We start from the raw sequence: 14,961 nt of genomic DNA on the forward strand, positions 1-14,961 counted from the left end.
GGGCTAAACTGCGGCATACATGAACCTGAATAAAATACTAAAATGAAGAAGGTGCCTTGCAGCACACCCAGTTTGGGCAGTTCCCTATTGTAGGGAATCCAGTGGGCTTTGTGGGATGGGAAGGGATGAGTTAGTAAAGCAATATGTGCGGAATCGCCGGAGGAATTTGGGCATCGAACCAGTACGCTATCAGTCCGGCTTTGTTGGATCGAATGACAGATGCTTTGGTGCATCGCGGGCCGGATGACCGTGGGATTTACCGCCAAGAATTGCCGTCGGCTAGTTCGTTGAACCCCCATCCGCTTGGGGTTGGGCTTGGTTTTCGACGATTGTCGATCATCGATTTGGCTGGTGGGCATCAACCGCTGAGCAATGAAGATGGGACGATTTGGATCGTTTTCAACGGCGAAATCTACAACTACCGTGCTCTGCGAAATCGGTTAGAAGGAGCTGGGCATCAGTTTTCTACCCACTCGGACACCGAAACGATCGTGCATTTGTACGAAGATCTAGGCACGGAGTGTTTTTCGCATTTGAATGGCATGTTTTCGATTGCGATCTGGGACTCCAGGAAGAATCAACTGGTGCTTGCGCGTGATCGCGTTGGAAAAAAACCGCTGTTTTATGCTCAGCAGAAAGAACGTTTCAGTTTCGCCAGCGAGTTGAAGAGCTTGGTGGATGTGCCGGGCATTGATTTGGAACTTGATCCAACGGCTATCGACCATTATTTAACCTACCAGTACGTGCCACATCCGATGACGATCTATCGCGGGGTTCGCAAGCTGCGGCCAGGTAGTTTTGCGGTGATCAAGCAAGGAGAGTTTCAAGAACAATCGTTTTGGAATGTGGACTGGGCCGTTGATAGTTCCTTGAATCGCCAGCAGACGATTGAGGCGATTCGCGAAACATTCATCGATAGCGTGAAAGTTCGGCTTCGCAGCGATGTACCTATTGGGGCGTTTCTTTCTGGAGGCGTCGATTCCTCGTTGGTTGTCGCTGTCGCTCAGCGGGAGTTGCAGGAGCCATTGCACACCTTTGCGATTGGATTTCCAGAAGCGGACTTTGATGAGACTCGCTACGCTCAAATGGTCGCGGATCACGTTGGGACAAACCATCAGCGTTTTGAGGTTACTCCGGATGCTGTTGGTATCTTGGACCAGCTTGTGTACCACTACGATGAACCCTTTAGCGACTCATCGGCGATACCGACATGGTACTTATGTCAAAAGACACGCGAGAAAGTCACAGTAGCCCTCAGTGGCGATGGTGGAGACGAATTGTTCGCCGGTTACGAGCGTTATCAGGCGTTGCTATTGTCGCAACGCTACCGACGTTTTATTCCGGCAAAAGCGTTGCTTGCAACTGGTATCTTGCAACGGTTTCCTGATCGCGGCAAGCAACGTTCGTTTGTCCGCAGGTTGCGTCGGTTCTGTGAAGCGATCGATCAACCCGCGCCGCTACGTTACCTCAACTGGCTGCAAATCTTTGGTGAGAGCATGAGGTCGGAGTTGTATCAGGAGGGATTCCTGTCATGTTTGCCGCCACAGGATCCATTCGGTTTTCTGTCGCAAAGCTGGAATCGAATAGGCAATCGAGGGTTGGTGAGCCAAGCGTCGCTGGCGGATCTGCAAACCTATCTCCCTTGCGATTTGATGACCAAAGTGGACATTGCTTCGATGGCTCATTCTTTGGAAGCTAGGCAGCCTTTTTTGGATTATCGTTTAATGGAATTGGCAATTGGCATCCCCGGTGATTGGAAGATGCGCGGGGGACGCGGGAAAGTCCTATTGCACGAGGCATTCTCGGACCTATTGCCCAAAGAAATTTGGACTCGCAAGAAAATGGGGTTTGGCGTTCCCATCGCGAAATGGTTCCGTGGCGAACTGCGTGAGAAGCTGCAAGCGACTCTTTGCGGAGCTGATTGTCGCTTGAATCAATTCTTACGGCCTGAGGCGATACAGCGTTTGGTCCAAAGGCACCTCTCGGGAGCCTCCAATGAGGGCTACCGATTGTGGAATCTTTTTGTACTGGAATTGTGGATACGCAGGTGGAAGGGTTAGTCGTCTAAGAAAAAATTGTTACAACTGTAAGAGTCGATCCATGCGTTACTGCTTTCTCAGAATGCATTTGACATCGGAAGCATCGTTTAAGCATGCAAGCTGCCATGAATCGCCACATAAGAACTGCTTCTAAGTCCGAATGGAATTAGGACAGTCAGATCAGCGTCGCCCGATAGCAATCTGCAGGCATGGACATGATGGAAAGGCTTGATGACTATGAAGGATACGTTAGCCGTAATTTTGGCTGGTGGAAAAGGAACTCGCTTAGAGCCTTTGACATTAGACCGTGCTAAACCAGCGGTGCCATTTGGCGGCTGTTACCGAATCATTGATTTTGTATTATCGAATTGTCTGAACAGCGGATTGCGTAAGATCCTTCTTCTGACGCAGTACAAGGCGGTAAGTCTTGATCGTCATATCAACGCAGGCTGGCGGCAGTATTTTTGTCGTGAACTTTCCGAGTTCTTGGATATCTTGCCGCCGCAGCAGCGGATTGATGAGAGTTGGTATCGCGGGACTGCAGATGCAGTCTATCAGAATATCTATTCGATAGAGAAAGAGGCCCCAAAGCACATTATCGTGCTGGCCGGTGATCACATCTACAAGATGAATTATCGTTCCATGTTGGACTTCCACATTCAAAGCAAGGCCCAGCTAACGATTGGTGCTTTGAAGGTAGATCCCGAGTCCGCGACGCAATTCGGTGTCATGGAAATCGACTCCGACAGTCGCATTCGGGGCTTTGCAGAGAAGCCAACGCACCCAAAGACAATCCCCGGCGACGAAAATGCCTGTTTGGCATCCATGGGGATCTATATTTTCGACGCCAAATTCCTGATGGAACAATTGTGCGCTGATGCTGCCAAGCCCGACACTGATCGTGATTTCGGAAAGAACATCATCCCTTCGGTAATCCATAGCCACCGCGTATTTGCCTATCCCTTCCGCGATGAGAATGGCAAGCAAGACGCTTATTGGCGCGATGTAGGCACCTTGGATGCCTACTACGAAGCAAACATGGATTTGGTGTCGGTTGATCCCTTGTTGAACTTGTATGACCAAGACTGGCCGATTCGAACTTTTCAACCCAATCTGCCACCACCAAAGTTTGTTTTTGGTTCTGCGCAGGACAGTGATCGCAAAGGGGTCGCTATCGATTCGATGGTCTGCTGTGGTTGTATTGTCAGTGGGGGAATCGTCGAACAAAGTATCTTGGGACCAGGCACTCGGATCAACAGTTACGCTTCGGTTCGAGAAAGCATTTTGTGTGATGGAGTGAATGTGGGCAGACACGCTCAGATTCGTCGAGCCATTATAGACAAGGGCGTGAAGATTCCACCCGGCGTCTCGATCGGTTTCGACCACGACGCAGACCGTGCGCGAGGCTTCACCGTAACGGAGTCGGGCATTGTCGTGGTCCCCAAGGCCAGTCGATTTGGAAGCTTGAGCAATGTTCACAATGACCAACATCAATTGCATATGCACTTGAATTCAACAACAATCGACATGAAGTCCGCGCAGCATGCAGACTTTCCAGCGACCTAAACAGGGATGAATGTGTGAACGTCGATCCAGCGGTCTTCTTTACGGGCGTTTTCATTGGAACTGGGCTGCTGATAGTCGGCTTGGCCATTGGCTGGTACTTAGGACGCCGCGCTGTTGGTTTAGCCACGGTGGAACATGAGTCGCGTGAACAGCGGCAAGTGTTGGACTTTATTCGTAACTTCGCTTCGTTTACCAGTGAGTTTGCGGGCGATTTCTCGAAGTACCAAGCCAAATTGACGACGTTGTCGCAGCACGCTGAAGCAAAAGCAAACGGAGCGACGTCCGACGATGTCAAATCGCTGATTGGCGAAATTTTGGATGCTAATCGCAGTCTGCAGGCTCGGCTGGATTCGGCTGAAGTTCGTTTGGAAGAGCAAACACGCGAATTGTCGGAGTACCTTACCGAAGCTAGGACGGACGCACTGACGGGTCTGGCCAATCGACGAGCATTCGATCAAGGTATCGATGAGATCTTTAAAGCTTGGAAGGACAAGAAAGTCGTTTTCGCGTTGGCTCTGTTGGATATCGATTTCTTCAAGAGTGTCAACGACAACTTAGGGCATCCCGCCGGTGACGCGGTGTTGGTCGAAGTAGCCAATCGCCTGCGAAGCTTTGCTGGTACGGAATTCAAAGTGGGGCGTTACGGTGGAGAAGAATTCGCGATCCTGTTGGTTTGCAATTTGAAGACAGCCGCGGCGCATGTCGAGCGTTTGCGAATTTCGATTGCTCAAGCACCTGTGGTGATCGAGCAGCAGGACGTGCGTGTGACGGTATCGTGTGGCGTGGCGGAGATTCGTTCCGAAGAACGCGTTGGAGATGTCTTTCGACGCGCCGATGAAGCCCTTTATGCTGCAAAAATGGCCGGACGGAATCGCGTGTTTTTGCACAACGGTAATATCTGTGAACCGTATGGCAAACCAGGCGATCCCGAGAAGGCTCGCTTTGCCAAAAGCGAGGAAGTCAAGTCACGTGACTTGCCTGAGCCAGAGGTTTCAGCTATCGAAGGTGCCAAGCGAAAACTGCAAGCTCGCTTTGATGAAATCGTGGCTAAAGAATTGCAACGATAATCAGGCGATATTGGCGGAGTTTTTAATAGCAAGTAGCAAGTTCTAAAACGACCAACCCGTCGACAGTCTGCCAGCAGTGTGCGACTGGCCTGTCTTCATGTCGTTGATTGTGACCATAGCCGGTGCAAAAAGATTGGCATCGACCTTGTAAAAGTCATGGCCATACGCCGCGAAGATCTCGGCAAATGGCTTGCCATAGTCACCTGAGGCACTGCTTGGAATCCGATCGAGTATGGGTATCAGTTGACTTGCATCTTGTGCCCATAACGTCACATGTCCGGTGTACAGGATAGCGTCGTTGGTTCTGCCTAGAGCGGACAAGAAGTCGCACGCGGTCGGTGGGATCGGTGCCCATCCAATCGCTGATTCGACAGACTTGATATCACCGCCCAGGGTGTGGATTTTGTGTAAAGCCGTCTCGATACTCCTGGCCACAATTTGCATACAGCCAGCGATCGATGTTGTGGGGGCCACACAAAGAATAACTTGTTGCGGTTGTACTCCACACTGGTCGGCAATTTGGCTGACCACTGAATCATCTGGCAACTTTTCCGTTTCCAGAACTCCGACGATTACGTTGCTGGTGTCGGTCACTTGGAGTTCCTGCAATACGGCCTCGCGTCCTCTTTTCAACCGCATCGGTCCTGAGCCCATGGCGAAGAATGAATCGGACTTAATCGGCCAGCCTGCGTACTGAGCGCCCATGCAGGCGAGCCATGCGTGGTCGGTAGTTACTTGCAAAATGGGAGCGTTGGAAAGGCTGTAGTTGGGTGCAAGCACTTGTACTTTACCGAGATCTCCCATGCAAACGGTACTCAACAAGATGCCCGCTTGGATCGATCCCAAAGCTTGAATTCCGAAATCGTATAGCGTCGCGCCGGACTTCAGGACATGCTTGTTGACTCTTAATTCGGCAAGGTGGTTTTCGGCCGAGTCGAGTAGTCTGGCAACTTGGCTGTTCAGAGACACGGTGGGCGAGTGGTTCATGCTGGTTGTACTTTTACTTTCGATAAAGTCTAAGCTTCATCTGCTGGGTCAAATTTCGCGCGTTCATCGAAGTGAGGGTGGTTCGCTGCTTCGGTGATCCCTTGCGATAACAAATAAGCTCGCTCTTGGGCACGCATGAATTGGATGTCGGTTTCGTTGTCGTCGTCGTAACCCAGAAGATGCAAAGTACCATGAATAGCATAAAGCAAAAGTTCTGTGTCCCCATCCCAGGGCAATTCTTTCGCAACCTGGTCGGCCGTTTCGCGGCTAATCAACAGTTGCCCATCCAACATTTCATCTTCTTCGGACAGCAAGAAGGAAATTACATCGGTCGGGTAATCGTGTTCCAAATACTTGCGGTTATAATCTTGGATGGTGGTATCATCGAGCACAGCAATCGAGATTTCGCCTTCGTCGAAACCGTGGTCGGCAGTCAGTTGCACCAGCACGCGTTGGATGCGATCGAATTCGGCTGGTGAAACAGGCCGTTGCGTTTGTTGGTCGACAAAATGTATTTTGACTGGCATGAACGATCGAGTCGAATAGTAAAGGGGATCAAGCCAGGTGCCGTATAGAGTGCCGCTGGCTCTGGTTCGTTATGGCGTGTGGCTGGTCTTAGGCTGAATGTATTGCTCGACCGTCGACAGCCAAAGCGGCTTCGTGCACAGTTTCAGCAAGCGTAGGATGAGCGTGGCAGGTCCGAGCGATGTCTTCACTGCTGGCTCCGAATTCAATCGCGGTTGCCGCTTCGGCAATCAAGTCCCCTGCCCTGGCTCCAATGATGTGGACACCTAATACGCGATCAGTTTTTGCGTCGGCCAAAATCTTCACGCGACCTTCGACATCGCCCAGAGTGCGAGCGCGGCCGTTGGCCCCGTAGGGCGAAACGCCTTTGCGGTATTCTATCTTGGCGTCGATCAACTGTTCTTCGGTCTTGCCAACGGTGGCGATTTCTGGATGAGTGTAGATGATTGCCGGTATGCAGTCATAGTTGATGTGCGAGTTGATACCTGCAATTCGTTCGACGCAGACGACGCCTTCTTCCATTGCTTTATGAGCTAACATGGCTCCGCCGATCACATCGCCGATGGCAAACAGATTTTTGACACCGGTTTGAAAGTTGTGATCGACTGCAATAAAACCACGCTTATCAGTTTCTAAGCCAACGCTTTCCAGTCCTATGTTGTCGCTGTTGGGAGATCTGCCTGCGGAGAGCAGGACTTTGTCGCATTCGATTGGGTCTTGATCCTTGCACTTCACAACGCAGTGATCGTCAACCACTTTGGCACTTTCAACCCATGAGCCGAACTGCACTTGTAAGCCCTGCCGAGCAAAGATGCGCTGAGCGATTTTCGCAATTTCTTGGTCCATGGTGGGAAGCATACGATCCATCGCTTCCAGGATAGTGACTCTTGAGCCCAGGCGACTCCACACGCTGCTGAGTTCCAGGCCGATGTAACCGCCGCCGATGACGACGAGTCGCTCAGGGACTTTGTCAAAGGACAAGGCCATGGTGCTATTTCCAATATGGACGCCATCTTCTTCGATCCCACGCATGCTGGATGGGCGAGAGCCAGTGGCGATCAGAGTGTGTTTGCCTCGCAGCAAGATGCTTTGGCCGTCGGATTGTTCGACCACCACCGTGTCGATGTCTCGCAACTTGCCACGGCCATGGAAGCCTTGGACTTTGTTCTTCTTAAACAGCATGCCGATGCCCTCGGTCAGCGTTTTGACGATTTTGTCCTTACGTTCCATCATCTTCCGGAGGTCCAGTTGGACCGTGGGGGTATGGATTCCATGTTCATCCATACCGTGTGCGATGTCATGGTACAGATGGCTGGATTCCAGCAGCGCTTTGCTAGGGATACAACCGACGCGAAGACAGGTACCACCAAAGACTGGGTTGTCATCGATGCAGGCGACCTTCATCCCAAGTTGCGCACCTCGGATGGCTGCCACATAGCCAGCGGGGCCACCACCCAATACCACCAAATCAAATTCGTTCGTATTCATTGCTTTAAATCAAAATTGCAAGGACAATTCTAGTTCTGACATTTAGCGTTCAGCATAACGGGCCTAGGGCATAATCCAAAGGTATGGACCGGATTTTATGCGTAGCTTGGACGGTCCGAGCGTCGAGCAGCTATCCTGAGGGTAGCAAAACGCAGCGTCCACAACTATTATGCAAGGATTGATATCGGATTAACGGCCTTTTGGGCTCATGCCGCCGCAGTATGTCGGCTGATTCGGTTCCCCGCCCTGCCTATCCTCCCGCCAACCCTACCCGCAAAGATGATTAGCAAATTACTCGGTTTCTGTTGTCTGAGTCTCGCGTCGCTATGGACCATGTACAGCGCCACAGCCGAATCGGTTTTTCCTGACAAAAATCTAGAGGCTGCCGTTCGCCGCGAAGTTTTCGAAAAGCGACATAACAGCGAACCCTTGACTGCTGAGGATGTGAAGCGGATATCGCAAGTGGTCGCTGGCAACGCGAGTATCGAATCCTTGGAGGGCTTGCAGCACTGCGAAGCATTAATGCGGATTGATCTTCCCAATAATAAAATCAGCGACTTGAGCCCCCTGGCCAATCTAAATCGGCTGCAATCGATCAATTTGGCCGATAATCAAGTAGCTTCGATTGAACCGCTGCGGTCCGCAAAAAACGTCCAGTACTTGAAGATCAGCAACAACAAACTAGCCGACATCGGTGCCTTGGCTGAAATGTCGAACATGAGAGCGCTCTACATCGATCACAATCAGATCGAAAGTTTGGAGCCTATCGCTGGTTTGGCAAAGCTCACTTCTTTGTACGCGGGCTCTAATCCAATTCGCGATTATGCAGCGATCGGAAATCTCCCTTGGCTCAGCACGTTGGACTTGCAACATGGCAATATTGCAGATTTGCATTTTTTGATGCCACTGCAGCAGGTGCGAATGCTGAACCTTAGCCACAATTCACTGACGGATCTTTCAACCTTGATCGAAATGTGTCGCGCGGATTTAGAGGATCGCCGACGGTTTGCGCCTTACCTTCGCCTATATATTGAAGATAATCCGTTGCCTGAAGCCACCAGGAGCCAGCAGCTCAGTGAACTGAAGGAAGCTGGCGTGCGGATTTTTGATGGTCACGAGGCTGTTCCACCAAGCCAGCAGTAGAAAGATGTCAGTTGTCTATGGATCAAGAGATTCGACGTAGCCACTTATTACAACAATTGAACTGGCGTTATGCCGTCAAGAAGTTTGATCCTGAGCGTAAGATTCCTACTGAAGATTGGTTGATCCTGAAGGACTCCCTGTTGCTGGCTCCTAGCAGCTTTGGTCTGCAGCCCTGGCAGTTCGCCTTAGTAACCGACCCGGTGCTCAAAAACCAATTCGTCGAGCATTCTTGGGGGCAATCGCAACCCAAGGATTGTTCTCATCTGGTAGTTCTCTTGGTCCGGAAGCAAATCGATGCAGATTTTGTCGACCGCTTGATGCATCGCACGGCGCAATTGCGAGACTTGCCGGTGGAAAAGTTAAGCGCTTATCGTAGCGTCATCTTGCAGTTCCTTGACCGTTTGACCGCTGATCAGAGGGCGGCTTGGATGACTAGGCAAGTCTATATTGCGCTTGGCCAATTGATGGCCTCCGCTGCCATGCTTGGAATTGACGCGTGCCCTATGGAGGGGATTAACCCGCAGGAATATGACAAGCTGCTGGGGCTGGAGTCCGCTGATTACTCGACGGTCGTCGCTTGCGCATTGGGCTACCGAGACGCCTCCGATTACACCAGCTCATTGAAGAAGGTCAGGTTTGAACCTCGCGAAGTGTTTCTGGAGTACGGAGCTGGCTTGTAGCGACCGATGCGCCTACCGAAGGGGAACAGTATGGGGCTTGGCCCATTTAGATATGCTGCGTTCAGCTCAGCTTTCGAACCCGACTCGGAATAGGTTCGCCAATACGACGGCGAATTGAAAAATCTTCCACCGATTGTAAGGCTTTGACAAAAGCGTCTTTTTCAGAACCTTTATCCAGCCTGCCTGTCTTATCGCTATTGACGCCGACGGGCTTGATTTGAGATATTTCCAGAGGATTCCAGAAGCGGCGAGAGGAATTCGCGGCGTTGTTTGAGCAACTTGCTGGAAGAAACACGGATTGGCACGCAGGCTGCATTACAGTTGCAAAAGAATCGCGGCTGCCAGATAGGTCAGTTTGCTGTAGAATCAATGTCTTGGAAGACAATTCGAACACAGGGGAAAGCATGATGCAAATCACCAACAATTTCGGACTCAACGCGCTACAATCTTTGCAGAACACCAATCGCGCGGCAGGTGCGGCAGGTGGAGCCGAATTAGCGGCCCAAGCTACTGGCATTTCCAATCCGACAGATCAAGTGGAATTCTCATCCGAAGCGCAAGCGATCTTGGCGGGCGAAGCAACCGACACCGAAAATCGCACGCAGCGAATCGCTGATATTCGTCGGCAGATTGCCGATGGCAGTTACGATTCTGACGAAAAAGTTCTGGCTGCGTTGGATCGTTTTATTGACATTTACGGCTAATTTTTAATTCGCGATGGCCGAATGATTTCGCCCTTGGCGAATTTGTTGGTTGGAATTCGGGGGATCAGGGCGTAAAATACCGTGGTCCAAAAAGAAGCCAATCAAACATAAAATGAAATACCCGCTGATGAACGATCCCGCAATCGTAACTGAAGATAGTTCGGCATCCTTGGGAAGCGTTGATGTTGCATTAACTCCGCTTGCCCGATTCGAAGAATACTTGCAGAGCCGTGGCCTGCGCAATACAGAACAACGTAAGTTTTTGGTGGAGCAGGTTTTCTCGCAGCACCAACACTTTGACGCTGACCAACTGATGGACCAGCTACCGCGAAAAGGTCGCGCGAATTATGTCTCGCGTCCAACGGTATATCGAGCCTTAAAGGAGTTTGTTGACGCGGGGCTCCTCCGCACATTCGAATTGGACGGTCGAGCTGTCTATGAGCACGACTATGGTTACCCGCAGCATGATCACATGTATTGCGTCAAGTGCCAGACGCTGATTGAATTCCAAAGCGAAGAATTGCTTGAGTTACGAAACGCGGTTGCTCGTAGCCACCGTTTTCGAGTGCAATCCCATCGCTTTGTGATTGAAGGTGTTTGCGAAGACTGTTCACGCAGTCGCAATCGAACCCGTCGTGCTCAGGATCGCGTGTGATCAGTCGTCATCTTCGCCGATTTCGATCACAGTGTAGACCAAATAGTGATCGGAAAACTTGCGACGATAGCCTCGGATTTCGTCATCGCTGCTTCCCGCGCGCATCACCGTGAGAGTGGACTTTTGGAATTCAGGCTGACCCTTGGGGATGAAGATTCGGTCGAAAGGTGCGCTTGAGTAGCCTTCGCCCCAATTGGCCGTTGTGCCTTCATCAGCCTCATTCAAGTCTTCGAAACCGCCCTCTTTCAGGATCGTCGGGCCTACATCGTCATCAGCGAGGAAGTTAAAGTCGCCCAACAGAACAATGTCTTCGTCTTTGAGTGCCTTTTTAAGGCTGTCCATTTTCTCTATCAGAACCTTTGCCTCTTCGGCCCTGTGTTTCTTCGTCCAGTCGGGATCGTCTTTGTTCTCGTTTCGGTTTGACTTAAGATGGATTGGAATAAAGACCACATCGGTCTTGTTTTCGCCGAACGAAAGCTTGACGGCGTTGGCCCGACGTTCCCAGAATTTGTAACCGAATGTTTCGTTAGGCTCGAACTCCACTGCGTAAGGTTCGCCAACCAATGTGGCTTTGTCGGTGCGCCAGGCAAGTCCGATGTGTTGGCCGCGGACAATAAAGTCTTCCATCGGCTCGGTGTATTTTGTTTTGGGGAATAGTATGTAAGTCCACTTTTGGTCATACTTCTCCTGCATGACCTCGAACGTGGCATCGAGCTCTTTGCTTCGGAGCGTCTCGGTCGATTCCACGCCAATCTCTTCCAGCGCCAGGACCGCGACCTCCGACTTGTGAATCCATTCGGCCAAGTCCGCTGGTTTCTGAGCAATGTCTTTGCTGGGGCGTCCACGCATGTTGGGATACCCAAGCCATTCGATATTCCAAGCGCCAACCTTTATTTCTTCGGCTTGCGATGTTTGGGGAAGAGCTCCAAAAGTTAGGGTGCAGAACATACAAGCCGAAATGGCTTGGAGCAACCGGCTGAAGTACTTTTGGGATATCGAAGGGTTGAAGTTCATTGCGTGACTTGGCATCGTTTGGTTTCTGCTTTCATTAAACATGAATTTCGATCGAAAGCTCATTTGGCTCTTCCGATCGCAAGGGATCAACAATTTCTTGCACAAATTCTATAACCTGCTGCGGAGCTCGGCCAACGAACAATTCAGGTTTAGCCAAGGCGTCAATATCCACACCAGCAAATGTTTGGTCGGCTTTGATACGTTCCAACAAATCATTCGGGCGACCTTCTTGTTTTACGACGGCGGCTGCTGCGTGCGAGTGGACGCGAATGGCTTCGTGCAGTTCCTGGCGGTCGCCGCCCAGCCTGACGCCTTCCATCATAATTGCTTCGGTAGCCATGAAAGGCAATTCAGCGGCTAAGTTTGCATGAATTGTCTTGGGGTATACGACTAGACCGCTGAAGACGTTCTGCATCAGCATCAAACACGCATCGATCGCCAAAAACGCTTGCGGAATGACTAAACGACGATTTGCACTATCATCCAAAGTTCGCTCTAGCCATTGAGTCGCCGCTGTCATAGCGGGCGAACTCTGCAGGCTCATCGCAAACCTAGCCAGAGAGCATATTCGCTCGCAACGCATCGGATTACGCTTGTAAGCCATCGCAGAGGAGCCGATCTGATCCTTTTCGAACGGCTCTTCAATCTCCTTCTCGTGTGCAAGCAGACGCAAATCGGTCGCAATCTTATGGACGCTCTGCGCGATCTGCGATAGGCAATCCAAAATCTGGGCGTCGATCTTGCGAGGGTACGTTTGACCGGTTACTGCGTAAGCGCTTGGAAAACCGATTGCCGCTGAGACACGTTGTTCTAACTCGCGGACTTTTTGATGGTTGCCGTCAAAGATTTGCAGGAAACTGGCTTGCGTCCCAGTGGTTCCTTTTACGCTGCGCGCTAGCAGCGAATCGAGACGATGGTCTGCTTCTTCCAAATCCAAAACCAAATCATACGCCCACAATGTCGCTCGCTTTCCAACGGTCGTGGGCTGCGCTGGCTGATAGTGCGTGTACGCCAGGCAAGGCAGGGACGCGTGCTGCAGCGCAAAATCACTAATCGATTCGATGCAGCGCACCAATCGTTTGCGAACCAGATTCAATCCATCGCGGATCATGATCAAGTCGGAATTGTCGGTGACATAGCAACTGGTCGCTCCCCAATGGATAATTCCTCGGGCGTTTGGGCATTGGTCACCATAAGCATGGACATGAGCCATCACGTCATGCCGCAGTCTCTTTTCGTGCTGGGCGGCGACATCCAAATTCAGGTTGTCGCAATGTTGTTCTAGTTCCTCGATCTGGGCATTGGTAATGGGCAGCCCTAACTGCTGTTGAGCGCGGGCCAAAATGATCCATAAACGCCGCCAAAGTCGGATGCGCCGAGCGTTGCTCCACAGGGAGGCCATCTCGCGCGAAGCATAGCGAGTGATGAGAGGGTTACTGTAAGTTTCTTCGCCTGACAAAATAGTGCGCTTTCAAAGAGAGCTGAGGTGCGACGCTGATGTTGTTGTGCCCTGCGAGTCGCCTTCGTATGGGCCATTGGGTATCGAAGTTTGTTTTTTCTAGGGAGCTAGTCGTTCAATGCTCCAGCTTTGATCTTTTGCCAAGCGGTAGCGATAGCGGTCGTGCAAACGCGAGGGACGCCCCTGCCAAAACTCAAATCGTGTTGGTTTGACACGCCACCCACCCCACCAGTCTGGGCAAACCAACGGCTCTTCACCTCGCTGGACCGCCGCAAGTTTCGCATCGCGAATCGCTTCCAAGTCCAGTTCAAAGTCAATGACTTCCGACTGGTTGGAGACGATCGCACCAACCTGGCTGTCTTTGGGACGAGATTCAAAGTATTGGACCGACGTTTCGCGACCAGTTTTTTCTGCGACGCCATCGATTCGGATTTGGCGTTCAGCGTGCGGCCAGTGAAAATTCAGCGAAACCACCGAATTGATTTCGATTTGTTTCGATTTTTCGGAGTTGTAGTTCGTAAAGAAGTAGAACCCCTGCGAGTCAAAGTGTTTCAGCAGTACGATACGGCTAGAAACTTGGTTGTTGGCCGAAGTTGACAAGGTCATGACATTTTTTTCGAACCATTCAGGCAACTCTTGCGTCTGAAGCTCTGAGAACCAGGTGTAAAACTGATCGAATGGGGATTTTGCCAAGTCTTCGAACTTTAAGTTTCCGAAGCCGTAGTTGCGACGCAATTCTTGGATTTTCATAACGAAAGCTATATCCGTTAGTTAAGTTCTAGTCGGGATGACCGTTAGAGCTTACGTTGTACCGTAGAGATCGCGAATCGCAAACTAGCAAACCGCCGCAGCAGCACTGCCCGAAGGTGATGGGACCGCTTAAAAAGCAGGCGCTTCGGTCCGCAGTTTGCATCTACGATAGGAGGCGAAAGCTCGGAGTGTCAAAAATGTTCTCAACTCTGATTGTTTGATGATGTATATTTGGTTCATCGGGAAATTGGTTAAGGGAAGGCAAAACGGCAAAGCATGAATACACGTGTGCCAAACACTCCGCAAGCAGCCAACGTTCGGTTCCAACTTTCGGGACTCCTGCTGGTGGCTGCACCTATGCTCACCGATCCAGTTTTTGGACGATCGGTGTGCCTAATTTTAGAGCATTCAGATGCTGGCAGCGTCGGGATTGTTCTCAACCGAGCGTTTTCATCGGATGTAAAAGAGCTGTGGAGCCACTTAACCGAAGGGCAAGACAAAGTATCTTTGCCCCCAAACCACCTGAATTTTGGTGGTCCTGTATCGGGACCAGTGTTGGCGATTCACGACCAAGAAACATTGGCGGAAGCTGGCGGCGGTGCGGGCGTCTACGTGGCCGCGCAAGTCGAAAACCTGAAGAAGCTGACGCAACTCTCACCGGAGCATTACCGGTTATTCGTCGGCCACGCCGCGTGGAAACAAGGCCAACTGGAAAATGAAATTGCGGAAGGCTACTGGTATCCGATTGGGCTGGATAGCAACTTGGTTTTTGCTCACGAAAGCGAAATGTGGCCAATAGGAATTCGCTCTGTGGGCACCGCGGTGATACAATCTGTGTTTGCTCCAGAACATTTGCCCGAATCCCCGCTGTTGAACTAAGGTCC

The 14,961-nt window shown here is 51.1% G+C and carries 14 protein-coding genes; 8 read left to right on the top strand and 6 right to left on the bottom strand.

Annotated features, from left to right (window positions below; translation table 11 throughout):
- Nucleotides 1–143: 143 nt before the first annotated feature.
- The 3 genes from asnB (at nt 144) to SH302x_RS03735 (ending at nt 4,672) form a co-directional block, all read left to right on the top strand.
- The gene (gene asnB, locus SH302x_RS03725) at nt 144–2,060 is read left to right on the top strand and encodes an asparagine synthase (glutamine-hydrolyzing) (protein ID WP_479367405.1); all 1,917 of its coding nucleotides are present in this window, start codon (nt 144–146) and stop codon (nt 2,058–2,060) included.
- Nucleotides 2,061–2,270: 210 nt separating this feature from the next.
- On the top strand, nt 2,271–3,605 hold the full coding sequence (gene glgC / locus SH302x_RS03730) for a glucose-1-phosphate adenylyltransferase (protein ID WP_479367406.1): 1,335 nt from the start codon (nt 2,271–2,273) through the stop codon (nt 3,603–3,605).
- Nucleotides 3,606–3,619: 14 nt separating this feature from the next.
- Nucleotides 3,620–4,672 carry a GGDEF domain-containing protein gene (locus tag SH302x_RS03735; protein WP_479367407.1) on the top strand — a complete coding sequence of 351 codons (1,053 nt, stop codon included), beginning with the start codon at nt 3,620–3,622 and terminating at the stop codon, nt 4,670–4,672.
- A 42-nt stretch (nt 4,673–4,714) separates the two neighbouring features.
- Here SH302x_RS03735 and mch read toward each other — a convergent pair whose 3' ends face one another.
- The 3 genes from mch to lpdA all read right to left on the bottom strand — a co-directional run bounded on the left by mch (nt 4,715) and on the right by lpdA (nt 7,672).
- The gene (gene mch, locus SH302x_RS03740) at nt 4,715–5,659 is read right to left on the bottom strand and encodes a methenyltetrahydromethanopterin cyclohydrolase (RefSeq protein WP_479367408.1); all 945 of its coding nucleotides are present in this window, start codon (nt 5,657–5,659) and stop codon (nt 4,715–4,717) included.
- Between the two features lie 29 nt (nt 5,660–5,688).
- Nucleotides 5,689–6,186, bottom strand: coding sequence for an rRNA maturation RNase YbeY (gene ybeY, locus SH302x_RS03745; RefSeq protein ID WP_479367409.1), 498 nt, complete (start codon nt 6,184–6,186; stop codon nt 5,689–5,691).
- 88 nt (nt 6,187–6,274) lie between these two features.
- The gene (lpdA, locus tag SH302x_RS03750) at nt 6,275–7,672 is read right to left on the bottom strand and encodes a dihydrolipoyl dehydrogenase (RefSeq protein WP_479367410.1); all 1,398 of its coding nucleotides are present in this window, start codon (nt 7,670–7,672) and stop codon (nt 6,275–6,277) included.
- Between the two features lie 279 nt (nt 7,673–7,951).
- Between lpdA and SH302x_RS03755 the strand changes: the two genes are divergently transcribed.
- The 4 genes from SH302x_RS03755 to SH302x_RS03770 all read left to right on the top strand — a co-directional run bounded on the left by SH302x_RS03755 (nt 7,952) and on the right by SH302x_RS03770 (nt 10,854).
- Nucleotides 7,952–8,815, top strand: coding sequence for a leucine-rich repeat domain-containing protein (locus SH302x_RS03755; protein WP_479367411.1), 864 nt, complete (start codon nt 7,952–7,954; stop codon nt 8,813–8,815).
- 17 nt (nt 8,816–8,832) lie between these two features.
- Nucleotides 8,833–9,495 (top strand): NAD(P)H-dependent oxidoreductase, encoded by a 663-nt coding sequence (locus SH302x_RS03760; RefSeq protein WP_479367412.1) that lies wholly within the window; start codon nt 8,833–8,835, stop codon nt 9,493–9,495.
- A 404-nt stretch (nt 9,496–9,899) separates the two neighbouring features.
- Nucleotides 9,900–10,199: a flagellar biosynthesis anti-sigma factor FlgM gene (locus SH302x_RS03765; RefSeq protein WP_479367413.1), complete on the top strand. Its 300-nt coding sequence runs from the start codon at nt 9,900–9,902 to the stop codon at nt 10,197–10,199.
- Nucleotides 10,200–10,326: 127 nt separating this feature from the next.
- Entirely contained in the window at nt 10,327–10,854 is a 528-nt protein-coding gene (locus SH302x_RS03770) for a Fur family transcriptional regulator (RefSeq protein WP_479367414.1), read from the top strand.
- On the opposite strand, the gene SH302x_RS03775 is transcribed toward SH302x_RS03770, so the two are convergent.
- The 3 genes from SH302x_RS03775 to pdxH form a co-directional block, all read right to left on the bottom strand.
- Nucleotides 10,855–11,883, bottom strand: a complete 1,029-nt coding sequence (locus tag SH302x_RS03775; protein WP_479367415.1) for an endonuclease/exonuclease/phosphatase family protein — start codon at nt 11,881–11,883, stop codon at nt 10,855–10,857.
- 19 nt (nt 11,884–11,902) lie between these two features.
- Entirely contained in the window at nt 11,903–13,327 is a 1,425-nt protein-coding gene (gene purB, locus SH302x_RS03780; RefSeq protein ID WP_479367416.1) for an adenylosuccinate lyase, read from the bottom strand.
- Between the two features lie 99 nt (nt 13,328–13,426).
- A complete protein-coding gene (gene pdxH / locus SH302x_RS03785; RefSeq protein ID WP_479367417.1) occupies nt 13,427–14,077 on the bottom strand; it encodes a pyridoxamine 5'-phosphate oxidase in 651 nt (216 codons plus the stop codon).
- 276 nt (nt 14,078–14,353) lie between these two features.
- On the opposite strand from pdxH, the gene SH302x_RS03790 reads away from it, so the two are divergent.
- Nucleotides 14,354–14,956 (top strand): YqgE/AlgH family protein, encoded by a 603-nt coding sequence (locus SH302x_RS03790; protein WP_479367418.1) that lies wholly within the window; start codon nt 14,354–14,356, stop codon nt 14,954–14,956.
- The last annotated feature ends 5 nt before the right edge of the window (nt 14,957–14,961 follow it).

The sequence above is a fragment of the Njordella calcicola genome, from assembly GCF_056494125.1.